Source organism: Segatella copri (assembly GCF_024330485.1).
GTDB classification, from domain to species: Bacteria; Bacteroidota; Bacteroidia; order Bacteroidales; family Bacteroidaceae; genus Prevotella; species Prevotella copri_L.
This window is the reverse complement of the sequence record NZ_JANDWX010000001.1, coordinates 93942-114183: the sequence shown is the minus strand read 5'-3', so window position 1 is coordinate 114183 and position 20242 is coordinate 93942. Positions and strand designations below refer to the sequence as shown.

Here is a 20242-nt window from a genome sequence, read left to right as displayed (position 1 = left end):
CCTAAAAGGCAAACAAATGAAAAGAAATCTACTAAGATTGGGGCTCTCACTCATAGCCCTGTTTGTTATGGTAGTAGCAAATGCACAAACCTACCAGAACGAAGAAGCTAGCGTTTCATGGCCGTTTAATGACGACAACTACGCTACGCAGTACACTAAATCACCAGAAAATGGTTTCAGTCTGGTTTCCGTAAACACCGGTGACTTGAAGTATTCTCTCAAGACATCACAGACTACAAAAGACAAAGACGGAAACAAGATGGTCATGGCTGGTTTCGGTCCTGTTGGCACAACAAAAGCCGTAGAATGGACCGTTAAACCAAGCAAGGGTCTTACATTCACCCCAACATCTATCAGTACCTATGTAAACCGATTCGGTACAGATTCAGAAAATGGAGTAACCGTAACCGCCAAACTTAGCAACGGAACTTCTGTAGACTTGGGTAAATTCACGGCATTAAGAGACAACAAAACTACAGCGGATGACAAATATAAGGATCACGAAAACCTGACCAACCATATCGTCATCCAGCTCACTGCCGAGCAGCAAGCCCAACTGACATCAACTGAAGGCTTCACGCTAAGTTGCACCGTCGGCGTTGGCTCTAATAAGCAGCAAGGCTTTGCCGATGTACACATCAATGGTCTCTTGAACGGAACCGTTCAGCAGGTTGAACAGTACACCCTGTCGGCTGCCGTTTCAACCATAGGAGCAGGAACAGTCAAAGTATCTCCTGCAGGAACCGTATTTGATGCAGAGACATCAATCACCGTAACAGCAACAAAGAATTTCGGCTACAAGTTTGTCAACTGGACAGATGCCAACAACCAGGTGGTATCTACAGATGAAGCATACACCTTCTCTATCTCAACCAACACAGCATTGAAGGCAAACTTTGAGAAGATAAACACCTACGCTTTGAATTACAAGGTTGAAGGTGGAGCAAAAGACTATATGATAAGTGCCTCTCCTGTCCCAACCGTTGTTGAAGGAAAGAACATGTATGAAGAGGGAACAGAGGTAACTCTCACAGCCAACAGCAACGACATCCTCACCTTCACCAACTGGAATGATGGTGAAACAGGAGCTGAACGCAAAATAAATATGAACGCCGACCAGTCATTCACAGCAGCATATTCTTCAAAAGACTTCATCGCAGGCTGGGACTTCTATAAGGAAGCCAAATCTGGTCGAGCAGCAGACTTCGCTGCAGAAGACAACGATGCAGACCAGCTCATCTTGCGTGATGCTGACGGGAACGCATACAGTTGGCTCGACAAGAGCAACAGCGCAGGCGGCTACGAAGGAAAGAATGCTGCAGTAAACTGGACCACAGTCAGCACCAAGCCACTGGGTGAGACCTACTGGCAGACCAAGGTCAACGCAACAGCCTTTACCGACATCAAGGTAAAGAGCAGCATGCTCTACAATTATAACGCATACGAAACATATAATGTAGAATACTCTCTCAACGGAACCGACTGGACCAAAGTAGGTGCCATCAATATGCCAGGAGCCAAAGCCTGGACAGACGGAGAGTTTACTCTCCCATCCGATGCCAACAACAAGTCAGAAGTATACATCCGCTGGATTGCCGACAAGACTTCTTCTATCAAGGGAGCAACAGGCAACAACGACGGAATTGCAATAGCAGGTATCTACATCACAGGTACTGCCCAGCTCGTAAACGACGGCAAGGCACCTGTACTCGTAAACACCGTACCAGCAGAGGGCGCAACCAACGCATCTGCCAACGGCAAGATTGTACTGACTTTCGATGAGAAGGTAAAACTCACCGGCAACGCAGCCGCTACACTCGGCACACAAAAGATTGAAGGAGCCGTATCCGGCAAGACCATCACCTTTGCATACAAAGGTTTGAACTACGCTACGGCTTATACCTTCAAACTCGCTGCAGGTTCGGTAGCCGATTTGACAGACAATGCCACAGACCAGGAAATCGTTCTGAACTTCACTACCAAGACCAAGCCAGCTGTAACCAAGGCACTCTACGACTTCATCGTACCAACCGACGGAGACTTCAAGGCAGCACTTGATGCAGCAGCTAAGCGTACAGATACCAGCAAGCGTTTCCGCATCTTCATCAAGCAGGGCGACTACAAGATTCCTTCAGATGAAAACAGCAAGGTAACTGGCGGTGACGGTAAGAGTTATGCCAACCCAACCATTTATATGAATACGCCAAACGTATCTATCATCGGTGAGGGCATGGACAACACCTCTCTGACCAACACCATTCCTGATGCAGAATATAAGAACGAGAACAAGAAGACCCCAGCCAACGTATTGGAAGGTATCGGCAAGGGCGACGTACTCTGCCTGCAGAAGGAAGCTACGGGTACCTACTTCCAGGATCTGAAGATGTACAGCAGCATGGGCGACGACAAGGGTCGCGACATCGTACTCAACGACCAGAGCAACAAGACCATCTGCAAGAACGTAAACCTCTGGGCTTACCAGGATACCTACGTATCAAACAACCAGAATGGTAAATTCTACTTTGAAGATGGAATCCTTCGTGGTCGTACCGACTACCTTTGCGGTAAGGGTGACGTATATTATAATAATGTAGAACTCTGGATTTGCGAAAAGGGAGGCTACCTCGCCGTTCCTTCTCAACCAAAGAAGTATGGCTACATCTTCAAAGACTGTACCATCAAGGATGCTACTGAGGCAAAAGACCTGAATGGTAACTACACCTTAGGTCGTCCATGGGGCAAGGGAACACCTATCGCGCTCTACATTGACACCAAGATGGAAGCCATCCCTTCAGCAGCAGGATGGGATGAAATGAGTGGCGGATATCCTAAGCGTTTCGCAGAGTACAACTCTACCACATCAACAGGTAGTACAGTTGACCTCAAGGACAGAAAGAAAGTTTATGATGCCTACGACTCAAAGAATGGTGACAATTATGTAAACCGTCGCAATGAAACAGCAGAAAGTCCTATCCTCGCAGCAGAGGAAGCTGCGTTCTACACTGTTGAAAACATAATGGGTCAGGATGATGACTGGGATCCTACAGCAGCCACCGAGCAGGCTTCAGCTCCAACCAACGTAAAGTTGAACGGCACAACCCTCGCTTGGGACAATAACGACTACGCGCTTCTCTGGGCAGTATGCAAGAACGGCAAGGTAGTAGACTTCACCATCACTCCTAGCTATATCGTTGATGACGCCTCTGCAACATGGAGCGTACGTGCAGCCAACGAGATGGGCGGTTTGAGCGAAGCTACAGTTGTTGGTCAGGGCACCGGTATCCGCAACATCGCCACAGCTACAGCAGCAGTCATCAAGACCGCCATCTATGCAGCCGACGGCACCCAACTCTCAAATCTTCAGAAGGGTATCAACATCATTGTGAAGACCCTGGCAGATGGCAGCAAGAAGACAAGCAAGGTCATCGTAAAGTAAAGAAACAGAGACATTAAGTAATTAGATTGACAGATAACATTCGGAGTGCAATATCCCCATCCTCTTTCAGAAGGGTGCCGGATATTGCACTTTTTTTGTTCCCTCAACTCCCGAAACAGCAAAAACGGGAACTGAGAAAACAGACCGTCGAAATGTAAGAAACATAGTATTTGCGCAAAAATCTGTAAACGTTTACGTAATTTTTTACCCCCAATATACCTATATTCTCATATTTTTTATATACTTTTGCAACAAGAAAACCACGACTTAGCTATTGCTACGCATCTAGGTAGCCCCATCGGAGCCTTCGGGTTCCAAGAGGAACATCCCTTCAGCAAGCATCTGCTCAGAACTGGAATTCTACTTAAAAACATTAAATAAAAAACATTAGAATATTAGTAATTTAGAATAAGTTTTATCTAAACCTAAAGTGTATGTCTGGTAATTTTAGAAAAAAGAAAATTGCTTTGGCAGGCGCACTGATGTTCGTAGTAACAAGTGTATCTGCACAAACAGTAAAAGGCGTTGTTACTGACAATACGGGCGAGCCAATCATCGGCGCATCTGTCATGGAGGTAGGTGTAGCTGGCAATGGTGGCGTGACCGACATTGACGGTAACTTCACAGTAAACTTAAAAGGCAAAAGCAAGAAACTGAAGATTTCATACATTGGTATGAAAGCTAAGGAAGTAAGCGTTGCAGGTAAAGAATCAATCGATGTAAAGCTTGAGGATGACAACACCACCCTCAACGATGTCGTAGTAATCGGTTATGGTACTGTTAGAAAGAAAGACCTCACAGGTTCTGTATCTTCTATCAGCGACAAGCAGATTGCCAACATTCCAGTTTCTAACGTAAGCGAGGCGATGATCGGTAAGATGGCGGGTGTGAACATCACCACCACTGAAGGTTCACCAGATGCTGACGTGAAGATTCGTGTGCGTGGTGGTGGTTCTCTTTCACAGGACAACTCTCCACTCTACATCGTAGACGGTTTCCCAGTTAGCTCTATCAGCGACATCGCTCCTAGCGAAATTCAGAGCATCGACGTATTGAAGGATGCTTCTTCTACAGCCATCTATGGTGCCCGTGGTGCCAACGGTGTTATCATCGTAACAACCAAGAGCGGTTCTGAGGGTAAGACTCAGGTAAACTTCAATGCATCTCTCGGCTACAAGAAAGTATCTAAGTTGGTGAAGACTATGTCTCCATACGACTATGCATACTATCAGTATGAGTTGGGTAGCACTGACTATGGTAACTACAACGATCTCGATATCTGGAAGTCTATCGAAGGACGTGACTATCAGGATGAGGTATTCGGCCGTACAGGTAACCAGAAACAGTATAACGTGAACGTAAGCGGTGGTACCAAGGATATCAAGTACAACATCGGTTTCTCTCACAACGATGAGAAGAGCATCATGCAGGGTTCTGGCTACGCCAAGAACAATGTAAACGCCAAGATCAATGCCAACCTGAACAAGTGGTTGTCTCTCGACTTCAATGGACGTATGGCATTCACCAAGCTGGATGGCTTGAATGGTGGTGCAGATACCAACGAGTCGAGTGCAGCAAACTCAGTTGTTGCCAACACCGTAAGATGGAACCCGGTAGAGCCTCTCTCTGGTACATCAGACGATGATGAGGAGAACAGCACATCTACACGCCGTAACCCAACAGAGCGTATCACCGATACCTATAAGTATCAGGAACGTTTCCAGCAAAACTACAACGTTGGCTTAAACTGGAAGCCATTCAAGAATATCACATTCCGTTCTGAGTTCGGCTATGGTTGGAAGTACAACAATACCGAACAGGTTTGGGGTTCTAATGCAACTACCAACTCTAAGTATGGTTACAACGGTCAGCCACAGGCACAGTTCGTACGCTTGGAGAACAAGAACTGGCGTAACGCAAATACATTGACTTACGACAACAAGAAGCTTTTCCATGGTCGTGACCACATCAATGTATTGGTAGGTCAGGAGTGGAGCAGCAGCCAGGACGTAACCCGCACCAACACTTCTGTAGCCTTCCCTACTTCATTCACATTGAACGAGGTATTGGCAAACACAGCAGCAGGTACAGCACTTCCAAACGAAGGTAATATCAAGGCAGAGGAGAACATTCTCTCTTACTTCGGCCGTATCAACTATACACTCAACGACAAGTATCTGGCTACCATTACCGTTCGTGCCGATGGTTCCAGTAAGTTTGGCAAGGACAACCGTTGGGGTATCTTCCCATCTGCAGCCTTGGCTTGGCGTATGTCTGACGAGGAGTTCCTGAAGGGTGCTTCCAGCTGGCTTTCTAACTTGAAGGCCCGTCTGAGCTTCGGTACAGCAGGTAACAACCGTATCAACTCTGGTTTGTTGACTACCACCTACTCTATGGCAGACAACACATCAAAGGCTCCATTCTTCGATGAGAACAGGGCTTCGATGCTTGAGCATGGTAAATTTCTCTATAATCCAGACTTGAAGTGGGAAACCACAGTGACCCGTAACTTCGGTATCGACTACGGTTTCTTCAATGGTCGCCTCAGCGGTACATTGGACTTCTACTGGAATACTACCAAGGACCTCTTGATGCAAAGTATCGTTCCAGCCAACACAGGTTACTCTTACCAGTTCCAGAACTTCGGTAAGACCTCTAACAAGGGTGTTGAGTTGGCACTCAATGCAGTAATCGTAGACAAGAAGAACTTCGGCTTGAACTTCAACTTCAACGTATCTTATAACAAGAACAAGATTGATGAGTTGAACATGGAGAACCCATGGCAGAGTTCTAACTGGAGTGGTTCTACCATCGCCAAGTATGAAGACTTCCGCGTAGAGCAAGGCGGCCGCCTCGGTGAGCTTTGGGGCTACAAGAGCAACGGCTTCTACACCGTATTTGATGCTGCAACAGGCAAGGGAGACTTGGTATTGAAGGAAAACGGAACCTGGGCACTGGCAGAAGGCGTAAAGGACAACAGCTACAAGCTCTTCGGCGGTAACCTCTATCCAGGCGTTGCCAAGGTAGAAGTTGACGAGAATGGTGAAGCAGTGAAGCAGCGCCTGGGTAACACCGTACCTACCACAACGGGTGGTTTCGGTTTCGACGGTCACGTTGGTAACTTCGACTTCAACCTGTTCTTCAACTACTCACTGGGCAACAAGCTGGTAAACGGTACCAAGCTTGCTAACTCATTCTATGCAGGTTCAGCCAAGAACTACAACCTGGTGGATGACTTCAACGTAGGCAACCGCTATACCTGGATTGACCCAGCCAACGGAAACAACATCGGCCGCCCATCAGCTAGCCTCATCACAGAATATGGTGGTGTAGAAAAGGTGATGAACCGCTTGAACGAGATCAATGCCAACGCCAATATCTACAATCCAGCAGGCGTATCAACCATGCAGCTCATCAGCTATGCTGTAGAAGATGCATCATTCCTGCGTCTGCAGAACGTAACAGTGGGTTACACCTTGCCAAAGAAGTGGGTAAACAAGTGCTATATGCAGAACGTACGCATCTACTTCACAGGTTACAACCTGCTTTGCTTCACCAACTACTCAGGCTACGATCCAGAGGTTGATACAAGTTCTAAGAAGAACCCAATGACCCCAGGTATCGATTATGCAGCTTATCCAAAGAGCCGCACCTTCGTAGGTGGTATTAACGTTACATTCTAAAACTTTATAAGATAATAACAATGAACAAGATATTATATGCATTTGCATTGGCAGGCGTATTAGGATTGTCTTCATGCTCCGACTTCCTGGACCAGAACTCTCCATCAGAGATGACTGCTGAGAATACCTACGCCTCACCTTATTATACCAATCTTCGCGTCAATAAGCTCTATGGCGGAATGGCTCAGGACCGTACCTACGCACAGGACCTGTCTATTGTATGGAACCTGAACAGCGACTGCGAATTGATTGACGGTCTTGGCAGCAATGCTACCAACACCTCAAGTGAACGTGGTAACATGAACTATAACATGGACCCGGGATGGAGCAAGATTAGCGGCGTATGGGATGCTGAGTATGGTATCATCGAGGATGCCAACCAGATTATCGAGGGTATCCGCAGCAGCGCAACTCTCACTGCCGGTGGTGCTAACCAGAAGTCTATGGAGCGCAGCCTCGGCGAGGCACTCACCATCCGTGCCATGGTTTACTTTGACCTGGTTCGTATTTTCGGTGATATTCCTTTCAAAGTTGAAGCATCAAAGTCTGACTTGAGCAACGCTTACCTGGAGAAGACCGACCGCGACGTGATTATGGATTTCCTGATGAACGACCTGGATGAGGCTATCGAATACTTGCCATGGGCAGACCAGGCAACAGGCTATACCACAGAGCGCACAACCAAGGGTTATGCTCACGCTCTCCTGGCACAGATTGCCATGACACGTGCCGGCTACGCCATCCGTGAGAAGTCAAAGGACGGATATGAGACAGCATCTTACAGCGATGCTACTTATCCAACACAGCGCCCTGGTGCAGCAGACCGCAAGGCTCTCTACGAGCGTGCCCTGAAGCACTGGTCTGCTATCATCAACGACAATACTCACAATCTCAACCCATCTTTCGAGAACGAGTGGTACTTGATTAACCAGCTCTCTCTCGACAAGACTTACCACGAGAACCTCTTCGAGATTCCTTTCGGTGAGAACGTAACTGGTGAGTTGGGTTACACTGTAGGTGTCCGCATGAATGGTGTTACAACAGAATATGGCTATGGCAACTCATCTGGTAAGATGAAGGTTACTGCACCTCTGCTCTATTCTTACGACAAGAAGGATACACGCCGTGACATCACTTGCGCCAACTTTGAAATCAAGCAGGATGGCAGCAACACCATAGAGAGCATGCTCAAGAATGCTCCTTTCGGTATATATGTAGGAAAGTGGGATGCCCGCAAAATGAACAACACCTGGTTGCAGAACAACCTAAAGGCTACAGCTAAGCACACTACAGGTATCAACCCTGTAAAGATGCGCTATGCTCAGGTATTGCTCTACTATGCTGAGTGCATGAACGAGTTGGCTGGCAATCCAGATGCCAACTACGAAGGTTCAGCAAACGGCATGACAGCCCGCCAGGCTCTGGAAGCAGTTCACACTCGTGCCTTCAATAAGGATGACAAGAACGATGCCAAGGCATACGTCAACAACATTGCTTCTGACAAAGACGCATTCTTCAACGCTCTCGTTCAGGAGAACATGTGGGAGTTTGCTGGTGAAGGTATCCGTAAATACGACCTGATTCGCTGGAACCTCCTCGTAGAGAAGATCAAAGAGTTCAAACAGACTTACCTGGCTGAGCTTGCAGATGGTACTTACCAGAAGACCATCTACTTCAACTACCTGGATGAGAAGAAAACCAAGATTGACTTCTCTAGCGTAACATGGTATGGTATTCCTGACGGAAAAACATCTGCTGACTACGATGGCAGCATCGACTCATTCGGTGCAGCTAAGTTGGATTCTGGTTCTGATACACAGGTTGACGTAAACCTGCCATCTATCAGCAGCGGTCTCGTTAGCGATGATGTGGCAGTGAAGAACCGCTATCTCATGCCAATCGCTTCAACAACCATCTCTGCAACCAACGGTAAGATTCACAACTCTTATGGTTATGCAGACTAATTCATCTTTAATCAAAAAAGACAAGAAAAATGAAGAGCATTAAAAACATATTGGGCACAGCGTCTATGATTGCATTGGCTCTGTCGGCTACTTCTTGTACCGATGGCAATGACTGGGACGTAGATGGCAGCCTGTCAAGATTGTTCGGTCTCAACGGTGACAAAATCACCGTTGAAACTGCCGAAACATCAGCTACGGTTACATTCTCTGCCTTCACATCAAAAGCAGTTTCTTCACCAGAGTACTATGTATTCGAGGTAAGCAAGGACTCTCTTTACGAAGGTGTTGAGAATGCTAACATCATCAAGTTCGGTGAAGATAAGTCGTTGACTTCATCTCCAGTAGTTCTCTCTGGTCTCGATGGCGACAGCAAGTACTACATGCGTGTAAAGGCTATGTCTTCAACAAGCAATGAGTCTAAGTGGGTTTACTACAAGGATGGTTCATCATTCAAGACAAAGGCTGAACAGTTATTCAACGAGCTTACTACAGCCGACCTCTTTGAAGACCACGTTAATTTCTCTTGGACTCCAGGTGCGACAGTTACCCATATCACAATTGTTAACGCAGCAGATCCAGAGGATAAGAGCAAGCATGAACTTACCGCAGACCAAATTGCTGCTGGTAAAGTTACTTACTCTAACGTGAAACCAACAACGACTTACATCGCCACATTATATAACAATGAGGCAAAACGTGGTCAGTTGCAGTTTACCACACCTGCAGCAATGCCATCTGCAAACTATAAGTACACGCTCCCAAGCGATGTGAATGTTATCTCCCAGACTCTCATTGAAGAGATTGCAGAGCAGGCCAAAGCTGCAGCAGGAAACGAGACTAACTATAGTGCAACCATCGGTATTCCTGCTGGTGCCACAGTTTCTCTCTACGGCACAAATGATTCAGATGGTGGCAAGACCAACGTAACCATCCCAGACGGAATGTCTGTTACATTCTTCGGTTTGGCAGGTGGTGATGCGCCTACCATCAATCTTGACAAGAACTTCGATGTTGCAGGTTCTCATGCATTCATCAAGTTCCAGAACGTGAAATTGGAAGAGAATGGTGCTGGCTACTTCATCAACCAGAGCAAAGCTTGTACCATAAGCGAGTTCACTTTGGAGGATTGCGAGGTTAGCAATATCAAAACATCATTCTTCCGTATCCAGGGAAGTGATGCTAAGTCTATCGGCAAACTTACCTTGAAGAACAGTATCTTCACCAAACTCTGTGCAGGTTATGGTTTCATCCACATTGATGCAGGCAGCGGTAAAGGTCATCTCGACAACGTAGAGATTGACGGCTGTACATTCAACAGTATCTGTGTAACCGGTAAGGTATTTATCTTCAGCAAGAAGACAGATATGCAAGACATCACCATCAAGAACAGCACATTCTACAACTGTAATGGTAATGGTCAGTTCTTCGTTGACTTCAACGCTGACACATTCGGACCAAGCACCTTCACTATTGAGAACTGTATCTTCGGTAAGAGTGCTGATGAAGCTACTAATAAGAACATTAGAAGCAAGACTCCAGCAACTGTAGCAAACAGCTTCAGAACAACAGACTTCTTCAAGGTGATTAAGGGCGTGAATGATACAGAGTTCAGCTCTACCCAGTTGTTCACTGACCCAGCCAATGGCAACTTCACCATCAAGGCTGGTACTTTGAAGGAAAAGGCTGGTGACCCACGCTGGTATGTAGTAGAGGATTAATCTACAAGGATTAACATCTCATATAAATTTAAGAAAAAGTGCAATGTTCCATATAAGCATTGCACTTTTTTTATTTTCTCTTATTCTCTATCTCATTTTTACAATTATTTTCTTGGAAGTTACGAAAGAAAAGCGTATCTTTGCAGCGAGAACATAAAATCGCAAAGATATGGCAAGATACATCAACCCATTCTCTGACTGGTCGTTCAAAAGAATCTTCGGTCAGGAATACAGCAAAGACTTGCTGATTGAGTTCTTGAACCAGCTGCTCCTGGGAGAACAGCACATCACGGATGTGAAGTTTAAGGACAAGGAGATGTTGCCAGAAACAAAAGACCAGAGAGGTATCATCTACGACGTCTTTTGCGAAACTGACACAGGTGAGCACATTATCGTTGAAATGCAAAACAGGAGCCAGTCCTATTTCATCGACCGGTCTCTCTACTATGCATCGAAGACGATAGTAGACCAAGGCATAAAAGGACAATGGGATTATCATCTCACACCTGTTTATGTTATCTGTTTCATGAACTTTGATGTAGATGAAAATACGCCAAAGAAGTTCAGAACAGACGTTGTGCTGGCAGATAAGGATAGCGGAGAGGTTTACTCTAACAAAATCCGCTTCATCTACTTGGTAATGCCTCTTTTCAAGAAGAAAGAGGAAGAGTGTACTACGTTTTTAGATTGTTGGATTTATAATTTGAAGCATATGGAGACTTTAGAAAAAATGCCTTTCGAGGCTCAGCATAAGATATTCAAGAGATTGGCAGAAATCGCCGACTCCAAGAGCCTGACCAAAGAGGAACAGGAGAAATACGACAACAGTATGATGGTCATGTGGGACAATTATGCTGTATATAAGCATGCTGAAGAGAAAGGAATAGAAAAAGGTAGAAAAGAAGGCAAAGAAGAAGGTAGAATAGAAGGTAAGAAAGAGGGCAAAGAAGAAGGTAGAAAAGAGTTTGCTTTGAAGTTGTTGGCGCACAACTTTCCATTAGACGAAATTGCCAATCTCACCGACTTATCTATCGAAGAGATTAAGAAATTGGAACAATAAAATGAGTTCTAAACGTGTACTACGTTTTTAGATTTTTGGATTTATAAATTGAAATATATGGAGATAGTAGAACAATTCCCTTGCGAAGCTCTTGACAAGGTATTCAAGAAATTGGCTGAATACGCTGACTCCAAAACCCTGACCAAAGAGGAACAGGAGAAATACGATAACAGCATGATGGTCATGTGGGACAATTATGCGGTATATAAGCATGCTATGGAGAAAGAAGCCAAAAAGGTAAGCAAAGAGATTGCTTTGAACCTATTAACCTACAATACTCCAATAGACGTCATCGCAAAATCCACAGGCTTATCTATCGAAGAAATCAAGAAATTGGAACAATAATACTATACGAATAATTGAGAGGGTGTGTCATAAGTGGGATGACATGCCCTCTTTTTTTTTCGCTATTTCAGCCACTTCTGTCAGCTAACTCAGTCACTTCATTCTGCAAACTCAGCCACTTCATTCTGCAAACAAATCCGTCTCATTCAGCTTACGAATTCGAATCTTCGAGACTACGAAGTCATATCTTCAAGCCAGCGCAGTCGGATCTTTAAACCAGCGCAGTCGGATGTATCGGCTCAATGAAACGTATGAACTTGCGCAATGAAGAACATGGTTTCATCAGCGTAAGCGGCTCCGCTTGCCCTGAGGCTGCTGAAATTACGTCACGACGCAGCTTCTGATGCGTCACGACGTAGCAATCAGTGCGTCACGACGCAGCAACAGATACGTCGTGATGTAATTTCTGCTAACTCCTGCCCCATCAAGTAAGCCTCATCTGAACTTCAAAAAAGCCTCAGTAAACGTTACGTAGGGCTCACTTACCCGCCTGAATCAATACGACGAAAAGACAATATTGTAGAAACAACACTTCCGAAAACGTTTACGTTAGATTTTTCGTTTATTTTATTCAACATTTAAAAAATTTAATTACCTTTGTAGCAGAAATCTAAGATTATAACCAAAAATCGAAGATTCCTTATGATCTATTGAGAATCAAACACGACAACAACTAATCGCTAGTAAGTTCAATTAGACCAGAGAAACTTAACAAGATTAATAATAACCTACAAAACAAACATCGTTATGTATCAACAACTGAAACGTGCCAGCATGGCACTGACCTTGAGTTCGGTTTGTTTCCTCGCCTTTGCGCAGAAAACAATCCAAGGTACCGTTAAGGATGCTAATGGCGACCCAATGATTGGTGTAACCATTACTGACCAGAATGGTAAGGCAGGTGGCATCACCGACCTTGACGGTAAGTTTACCATTCAGAACGCAGACCCTAATACGGTCTTGACTTTCAGCTACATCGGCTGCAAGCCTAAGAAAGTAAAAGTAGGAAGTCAGAAAACATGGAACATCGTACTTGAAGATGACAATGCAGCCCTTGACGAAGTCGTTGTCGTTGGTTATGGTACTATGCGTAAACGCGACGTAACTGGTTCTATCGCATCTGTCAACTCAGAAAAGATAGCCGCTCGTGGTACTACCAATCTTGCAGAGTCTCTGCAGGGTTCTGTTCCTGGTGTCAACATCACCCAGTCTGGTAGCCGCGCAGGTGCAGGCTTCAATATTCAGGTTCGTGGACAGGCTTCTATCAACAAGCAGGCACAGCCATTGTATGTTATTGATGGTGTAGTTTGCGACAACATGGACTTCCTGAATCCTGATGATATCGACCGCATCGACGTATTGAAAGATGCATCTTCTACCGCCATCTATGGTTCCCGTGCCTCTGCCGGTGTCATCATGATTACCACCAAGGGCAGTAAGGGTGCAGACAAAGCACAGAAGGCTACCATCTCTTATGATGGATATTATGGCATCAAAAAGGTAGCGCGCATGCCAGAATTTATGGATGCCAACGAATTCATGGATTATCGTTTCCAGAGATATACCTTGCTCGATGGAAAGAGCTACGATGGTTCTAGCCGCAAGGGTGTTGATGCAGAAGGACATCCACATTACATCATCAAGAATACCGACTTGAATTCAGCCTTCCTTGCCCGCAAGGGAGCAACCAGCTATAAAGATTCCAAGCTTTATGAGCTGATGATGGATCCAAGCTTCGACAGTTACGACTGGAAGAAGCTGGTGACCCGCACTGCTGCCCAGCAGAACCACTTTATCAGTGCTGCCGGTGCAACAGACAAGGTAAACTACCGTGTAGGTATGGGTTATCAGGGAGAAGAGAACGTATTCAAGGGCAACGACTATGAGCGTTTCAACTTCAAGGGATCCATGGATGCCAAGCTCTCCAAGATTTTCGAGGCTGGTTTCTCTGCCAACATGTCAATGAGTCGCACCGAAGATGTATGTACTGATGGTACTTTTTCTCCATACGTGAATGCATTCTATTTCAACCCATTCGTATCTCCTACAGATGCAGATGGCAACCTGATTCCTAACCCGGGAGCAAAGGCTGCCTTTGAATCTGACGCACAGTTTACATCTACATACAACCCGCTCATCGATTTGAATGACGGAAACTATACCAATGAGACCAAGATGTACCGATTGATGGGTAACTTCTACCTACGTGCCAACATCATCAAGGGATTGAAGTTTACAACAACCTTCTCTCCTAACTACTCTCACAAGCGCCAGGGCATCTTCTATGCAACAGGTCTGAACGAGGGTAATGATGTAGGTTCTACTTACTACCAGAAGAACAAGACCAACTTCGGATCCGTTGCCAATACAACCCGTGTAGACTGGACTTGGGACAACCAGTTTGACTACAACCGCACATTTGGCGACCATACCGTGGGTGCCATGGCACTGTTCTCACTCTACAAGAGCAATACAGAATACCAGTATGAAGAAGGTAAGGGTATCGCCAGCGACCTTACTACATTCCACAACCTGGGAACAGCCAGCGGCGACAAGGTACTCTCAAGCGACTATACAGAGTCATCACTGGAGTCATTCGCTTTCCGTGCCAACTATTCTTACAAGGGCCGTTACATGGCTACAGCTACACTCCGTACCGATGGTAGTTCCCGTTTCGCAGACGGCAACCGTTGGGGCTGGTTCCCTTCTGTAGCTGCTGCATGGCGTATCTCTGATGAAGCATGGATGAAGCAGTTCAACAACTGGCTTGATAATGCTAAGCTCCGTCTTTCATATGGTGTTACCGGTAACAACAATGTGGGTGACTATGTAACCATCGCTTCTGCTACAGGTCCAACATATGTAACTATTGACGGCAAAGAGGTACAGGGTTATCATCCTAACGGATTGATAAATACAGAACTCATCTGGGAGAAAGTAAAGGAGTTTGACCTCGGTCTCGACTTGAGTTTCCTGAAGAACCGCATCAATGTAACAGCCGACTTCTACAACCGTCTTTCTGATGGTCAGATTATGTCTCGTTCAGTGCCTATCGAAACCGGTGAGAAAACTTCAACCTTCAATGTTGGTTCTGTCCAGAACAGAGGTATTGAACTCGGTTTGAACTTTAACATCATCAACAAGAAAGACTTCTCTTGGAGTGCGAACGTAAACTTCGCTCGCAACTGGAACAAAATTAAGGAGTTGAGTAATGGTAAGGTTGATGAGGTTGCCAACAACTGGTTTATCGGCGAGCCACTGAACGTACTCCGTGACTATACCCATACCGATGTCATCACCGACAAGGGTGTAACCATGCACACCATGAATGGTGACAAGCACTATACCCTGAAGGAATTCTACGAGAAGTATGGCACTAAGTATAAGTGGTATGAAGGTCAGGTAGCCGTTAACGACTGGAACGATGACGGTAAGATTGACGACAACGATAAGCAGATTTATGGTTGCACCGATCCACGCTGGACTGGTAGTTTCTCTACCAATGTTTACTTCAAGGGCTTCGACTTCTCTATCATGTTCTATACCAAGAGCGGATTCTGGTCACGCAGCTACTTCCACGAGAAGTACATGAAGTATAGCGACCGTGGTAATGCCCACATGAAGTTAGATTACTACATACCAAAGGGAGCACCAATCATCGATCATGCAACAGGTGAGATTACAACCGCCACCGAGACCCACTACGGAAAGTATCCTTATCCAAACAACAGCGATGCTTCGATGGGTGGTTACTTCAGCGACAAGGGTTCAGCCAAGGGCGAAGGCTTCCAGTATCAGAAGACCTCTTTCACCAAGGTTAAGAACATCACTCTGGGTTACACCTTGCCAAAGAACGTAGTGAGCAAGGCTGGTATCAGAAACCTCCGTGTATATGTAAACGTTCTGAACCCATTCTGTTTCACCAACTATAAGGGCTTCGACCCAGAGTGGGCATCACAGAATCTACAGAATGGCGGTCCATCATCTGTAACCTACCAGTTTGGTGTAAATCTTAAGTTCTAATCTCATTAAATGAAGTAAACAATTATGAAAAAGATATTATATAGCGTAGCATTGGCGGCCTGCTGCATGGGAACCATGACAAGTTGCAGCGACTTCCTGGATGCGAGCAACAAGTCGAATGTAACTGATAAACAGACATTTGCAACAAAAGAGGGCTTCAATAGCCTCGTCAATGATGCCTATCAGCATCTGCAAAACGTTTATGCAGCACCTCTGTTCACAAGCTGTTTTTCAGCAGGTACAGATATGTATGCCGATGCCCGTAACAAGATGAACGAGGCATTGAACACTTACGAGACTCTGACTCCAGAAAATGAAGATATAACGGATCTCTATACTTACCTCTATGCAGGTATCCGTGCTGCCAACTCTGTGTCATATTATGCACAGACAGCACAAGTAGATGAAAAAACGAAGGGTCAGCTTGTAGGCGAAGCCCGTGTATTGGCAGCCTACGAGTATTATCTCCTGGTAAACAACTTCGGTGGTGTGCCTATCATGAAGGGCTTCCTTACCACAGCAGGTACAGGATACCCGAAGTCTTCTGCTGAAGATGTATATGCCTATATCATCAGCGAACTCGAAGATGTTATCGGCAAGAATGTGCTCCTGGCTTCTACAGCTACCAAGGGTGGCGGCAGAATCAGCCAGGAAACAGCCAAGGCTATCCTTGCCAAGACCTACCTTTCTGCTGCATGGGACCTCAACAAGCAGGAATACTTCTCTAAGGCAGCAGCTCTAGCCGATGAGGTGATTGCGGGCAGAAAACTGACTACCCCATTTGCCGACCTCTGGAAGGCTGATGGTTCTGGCGATGACAATGCAGAGTTCCTTTGGGATGTGGAGTATGATCTGGCTACAGCCAACAATACAACCTCAGGTGGTACAGAATGGAGCGGTTACTACTGCAACTATCTGGGTGGAAACGAGGATAACATCAAGGCTACAACCTCCAGCTATGTACCAACCCTCTATGCCTTGCATTGTTTCAAGAAGGGAGACCAGCGTTACGATGCTACCTTCATGAAGGAATTGCCAGATATAAACAAGGGAAATGCTGCAGGTACCGGTTACTGGACCTGGTACAAGAATGGTGAGAGTCTGGTAGGTAAGCCAGTAACGCGATACTATTCTGCATGGTATGAAACAGATGCCGACTTTGAAGCATGGAAGGCTATAGATCCTGCAAACAGAGCAAACACCTATCGCATTCCGATGGATTCACAGAGCAAGGAAGCACAGAATATGGACGGCAGAGATATGGAATATTACGATAACCAGCAACTGGTATATGGTTCCAGTCCATGCAAGAAGTTTGACGACAGCAAGACTGCTAAGACAGAGAAGAACACCTGCTATCGCGACATCCATATCATCACTTTGCCAGAGATGTATCTCGTAGCAGCCGAGGCTTATCTGAAGGCTGGCGATAACCCTAAGGCATTGGCACGACTCAATGAAGTTCACCAGCGCGCTGGTCTCCCTGCACTTACAGGAACTATCACTATCGATGACATCCTTGATGAGAATGCATGCGAGAACTTCGGTAATGAGGCACGTTGGATGGATCTTCGCAGAACCCAGACTCTGGTAGAGCGTTGCACCAAGTATAACCACGAGATGGGAGACAAGGCTGCCCAGTATATCGGCAAGAAGCTTCTTCGCCCTATCCCACAGGCTGCAATTGATGCCAATGACCAACTGACATTAGCCGACCAGAATCCTGGTTACTAATCAAAGTCATTATGTTGATAAGAAAACCTATCAGGACATACGTTAATCATTAGGTTTAAGACCGTATTCTAGGGAGATGTTTCCCTACGGATGCGGTCTTTCTTTTTGTTCTATAGGCAAGGTGCACGTAATCGTTTACGTAGTTTTTCGCTCACTATCTGCATGCAGTAAGTAAAAATGTCGTAACTTTGCACCAAATCTTATAGAAAAAGAAAATAATAAAATAAATAAACCTAAGAAGAAATGAAGAAATCAATCATTAAGACAGTCGTGCTGGCTGCGCTTATGGCTCTGCCAATGTTCGCTAAAGCACAAACTTTCGCTGGTATCACAGCCGAGCAGAACGCACAGAACACTCCTGAAGGATGGACTGCCGTAGAACTGCCAAAGTTGCCTACCATCACTTCGGCAAACACATTTAATATCAAGGATTATGGTGCCTCGACATCTGCTGCAGACAACACCAAGGCTATCCAGAAAGCACTTGATGCTGTGCCTTCTACCGGTGGTATGGTCGTGATTCCTGCCGGTACATGGATGTTTGGTAGTACAGACCAGATGACAAGCACTACCGAGGTACTCAGCATCAAGTCTAAGACTGTGCTCCACCTTTGCGCAGGAGCGACTCTGAAACTCGTTGAATATGGTAAGGCACCTAACAACAAAACGCTCTTTATCGGTTGCAAGAACAAGAACCAGAGCGACATTGTTATAGAGGGCGAAGGTGAGACTTCCATCATCGATGGTCAGGGTACCCGCTGGTGGAAGGCTCGCGACAACAAGGAGACTTTCAATCCTGGAGCCATGATCCGATTCGAAAAAGGCAGCCGATTCCTGATTCGCAATCTCAAGGTTCAGAATACTCCGGGTGTCAACATCACCTTGAGTAACAGCAATGGTGCCAGCAACGGTACCGTCCATGACGTAACCATCTACAATCCATCTTCAGAAACCAAGACAGAACAGCCTTCTCATAACACAGACGGTATCTCCATCTGGGGACACCACATGAACATCTATAACTGCAACATCAGTACAGGTGATGATAACGTAGTTTGCGATGACAATGCACAGTATATCCATGTCTGGAACTGCGACTTCGGAACAGGACATGGTGCTTCTATCGGTAGCTACACCAAGAACATCAAGCATGTATGGTTCGACAATATCACCATGAACGGAACAACAGCAGGTATCCGCATGAAGACGGGTATCAACAGTGTCGGTACGCTGCGTGGCGGTGGCGAGGAGGACTGGAAGTTCACCAACTTCACCATGACCAAGGTGAAGAACCCATTCTCTATCGACTGCTTCTACGACAAGAACTACAACAGCGACCCTGCCGTAGACAAGGCAAATGCAAGAGCTCTTGATAGCACTACCCCAACCTACACCGACATTCTGCTTCAGAACGTGAAGACTACAGATGTTTGCGATGGTAACGCTATCTTCCTGATTGGCCGCCCTGAGAGCCACATCAAGAACGTGACTCTCGACAACGTGCAGATTTCAGCCAAGAAGGGCATCGACATCCGCTTCGTAGATAATCTCGTATTCAAGAACAACTCTAAGATTACATGCCAGTCTGGCAAACTCTGGATTCGCCAGTACGATTCTATAGTAGATGACCAGTGTGATGCTACAGGGGCAGGTACAAATCCAAATCCCACTCCCAATCCAGGTGAGACAACAGAAGTAAGCTATATTCTGGATGCATCAACCAGCACTTCTTCAAGCACAGCTCCATCTCCATGGACGTTCAATAATGGTTGCAGCATAGAGAGCAGCAAAGGTTATGCTACAGCTAAAAGCAATACCATCAAGTATAGCAAGGGCGTACAGTTTACCATCAACCTGCCTGAGAATATTACCATTACATCGGCTACATTTGCAGGATATGCCAATGAAGACAACAAAACCTGCTATCTCGGCGAACTGAACGGAGCAACCTTTGCCAGCGACAAATACGTATTCCCTAGCCGTTTAACCCAAACGGATACGAGCACAAAGTTTGATATTACACTTGACACTCCTACTACTGGCGTTCTTACCTTCACACCACAAGGGGCACAAGCCGCTTGGGTTATCACACTGAAAGGTGTAAAGGTAACAAGTTCAGGTATCAACAATGTTGTTTTAACCGCCAAGGTAGACAATAACAACATTTACGACCTCAGCGGTCGCATGGTAAAGCTCAATGCCAAGGCAGAAGACCTGCAAGGTCTCAAAAAAGGCATCTACATCTACAACAACAAGAAATACGTAGCTAAATAATTCAT

Annotated in this window: 9 protein-coding genes; all 9 read left to right on the top strand. The window is 45.8% G+C overall.

Features of this window, described 5'->3' with window-relative positions; all coding sequences use genetic code 11:
- The first annotated feature begins 16 nt into the window (after positions 1-16).
- The 9 genes from NNC77_RS00460 to NNC77_RS00420 all read left to right on the top strand — a co-directional run bounded on the left by NNC77_RS00460 (position 17) and on the right by NNC77_RS00420 (position 20237).
- Positions 17-3436: an Ig-like domain-containing protein gene (locus NNC77_RS00460; RefSeq protein WP_254969579.1), complete on the top strand. Its 3420-nt coding sequence runs from the start codon at positions 17-19 to the stop codon at positions 3434-3436.
- 434 nt (positions 3437-3870) lie between these two features.
- Entirely contained in the window at positions 3871-7119 is a 3249-nt protein-coding gene (locus NNC77_RS00455; protein WP_437183263.1) for a SusC/RagA family TonB-linked outer membrane protein, read from the top strand.
- A gap of 20 nt (positions 7120-7139) precedes the next feature.
- Positions 7140-9083 carry a RagB/SusD family nutrient uptake outer membrane protein gene (locus NNC77_RS00450; protein WP_254969578.1) on the top strand — a complete coding sequence of 648 codons (1944 nt, stop codon included), beginning with the start codon at positions 7140-7142 and terminating at the stop codon, positions 9081-9083.
- Positions 9084-9112: 29 nt separating this feature from the next.
- Entirely contained in the window at positions 9113-10801 is a 1689-nt protein-coding gene (locus NNC77_RS00445) for a DUF5123 domain-containing protein (protein WP_218434537.1), read from the top strand.
- A gap of 169 nt (positions 10802-10970) precedes the next feature.
- Positions 10971-11861 carry an Rpn family recombination-promoting nuclease/putative transposase gene (locus tag NNC77_RS00440; RefSeq protein WP_118152009.1) on the top strand — a complete coding sequence of 297 codons (891 nt, stop codon included), beginning with the start codon at positions 10971-10973 and terminating at the stop codon, positions 11859-11861.
- A 57-nt stretch (positions 11862-11918) separates the two neighbouring features.
- A complete protein-coding gene (locus NNC77_RS00435) occupies positions 11919-12206 on the top strand; it encodes a hypothetical protein (RefSeq protein WP_118190379.1) in 288 nt (95 codons plus the stop codon).
- 747 nt (positions 12207-12953) lie between these two features.
- Entirely contained in the window at positions 12954-16229 is a 3276-nt protein-coding gene (locus tag NNC77_RS00430) for a SusC/RagA family TonB-linked outer membrane protein (RefSeq protein ID WP_254969577.1), read from the top strand.
- A gap of 24 nt (positions 16230-16253) precedes the next feature.
- The gene (locus NNC77_RS00425; protein WP_254969576.1) at positions 16254-17963 is read left to right on the top strand and encodes a RagB/SusD family nutrient uptake outer membrane protein; all 1710 of its coding nucleotides are present in this window, start codon (positions 16254-16256) and stop codon (positions 17961-17963) included.
- Positions 17964-18206: 243 nt separating this feature from the next.
- Positions 18207-20237, top strand: coding sequence for a glycoside hydrolase family 28 protein (locus tag NNC77_RS00420; RefSeq protein ID WP_254969575.1), 2031 nt, complete (start codon positions 18207-18209; stop codon positions 20235-20237).
- Positions 20238-20242: the final 5 nt, after the last annotated feature.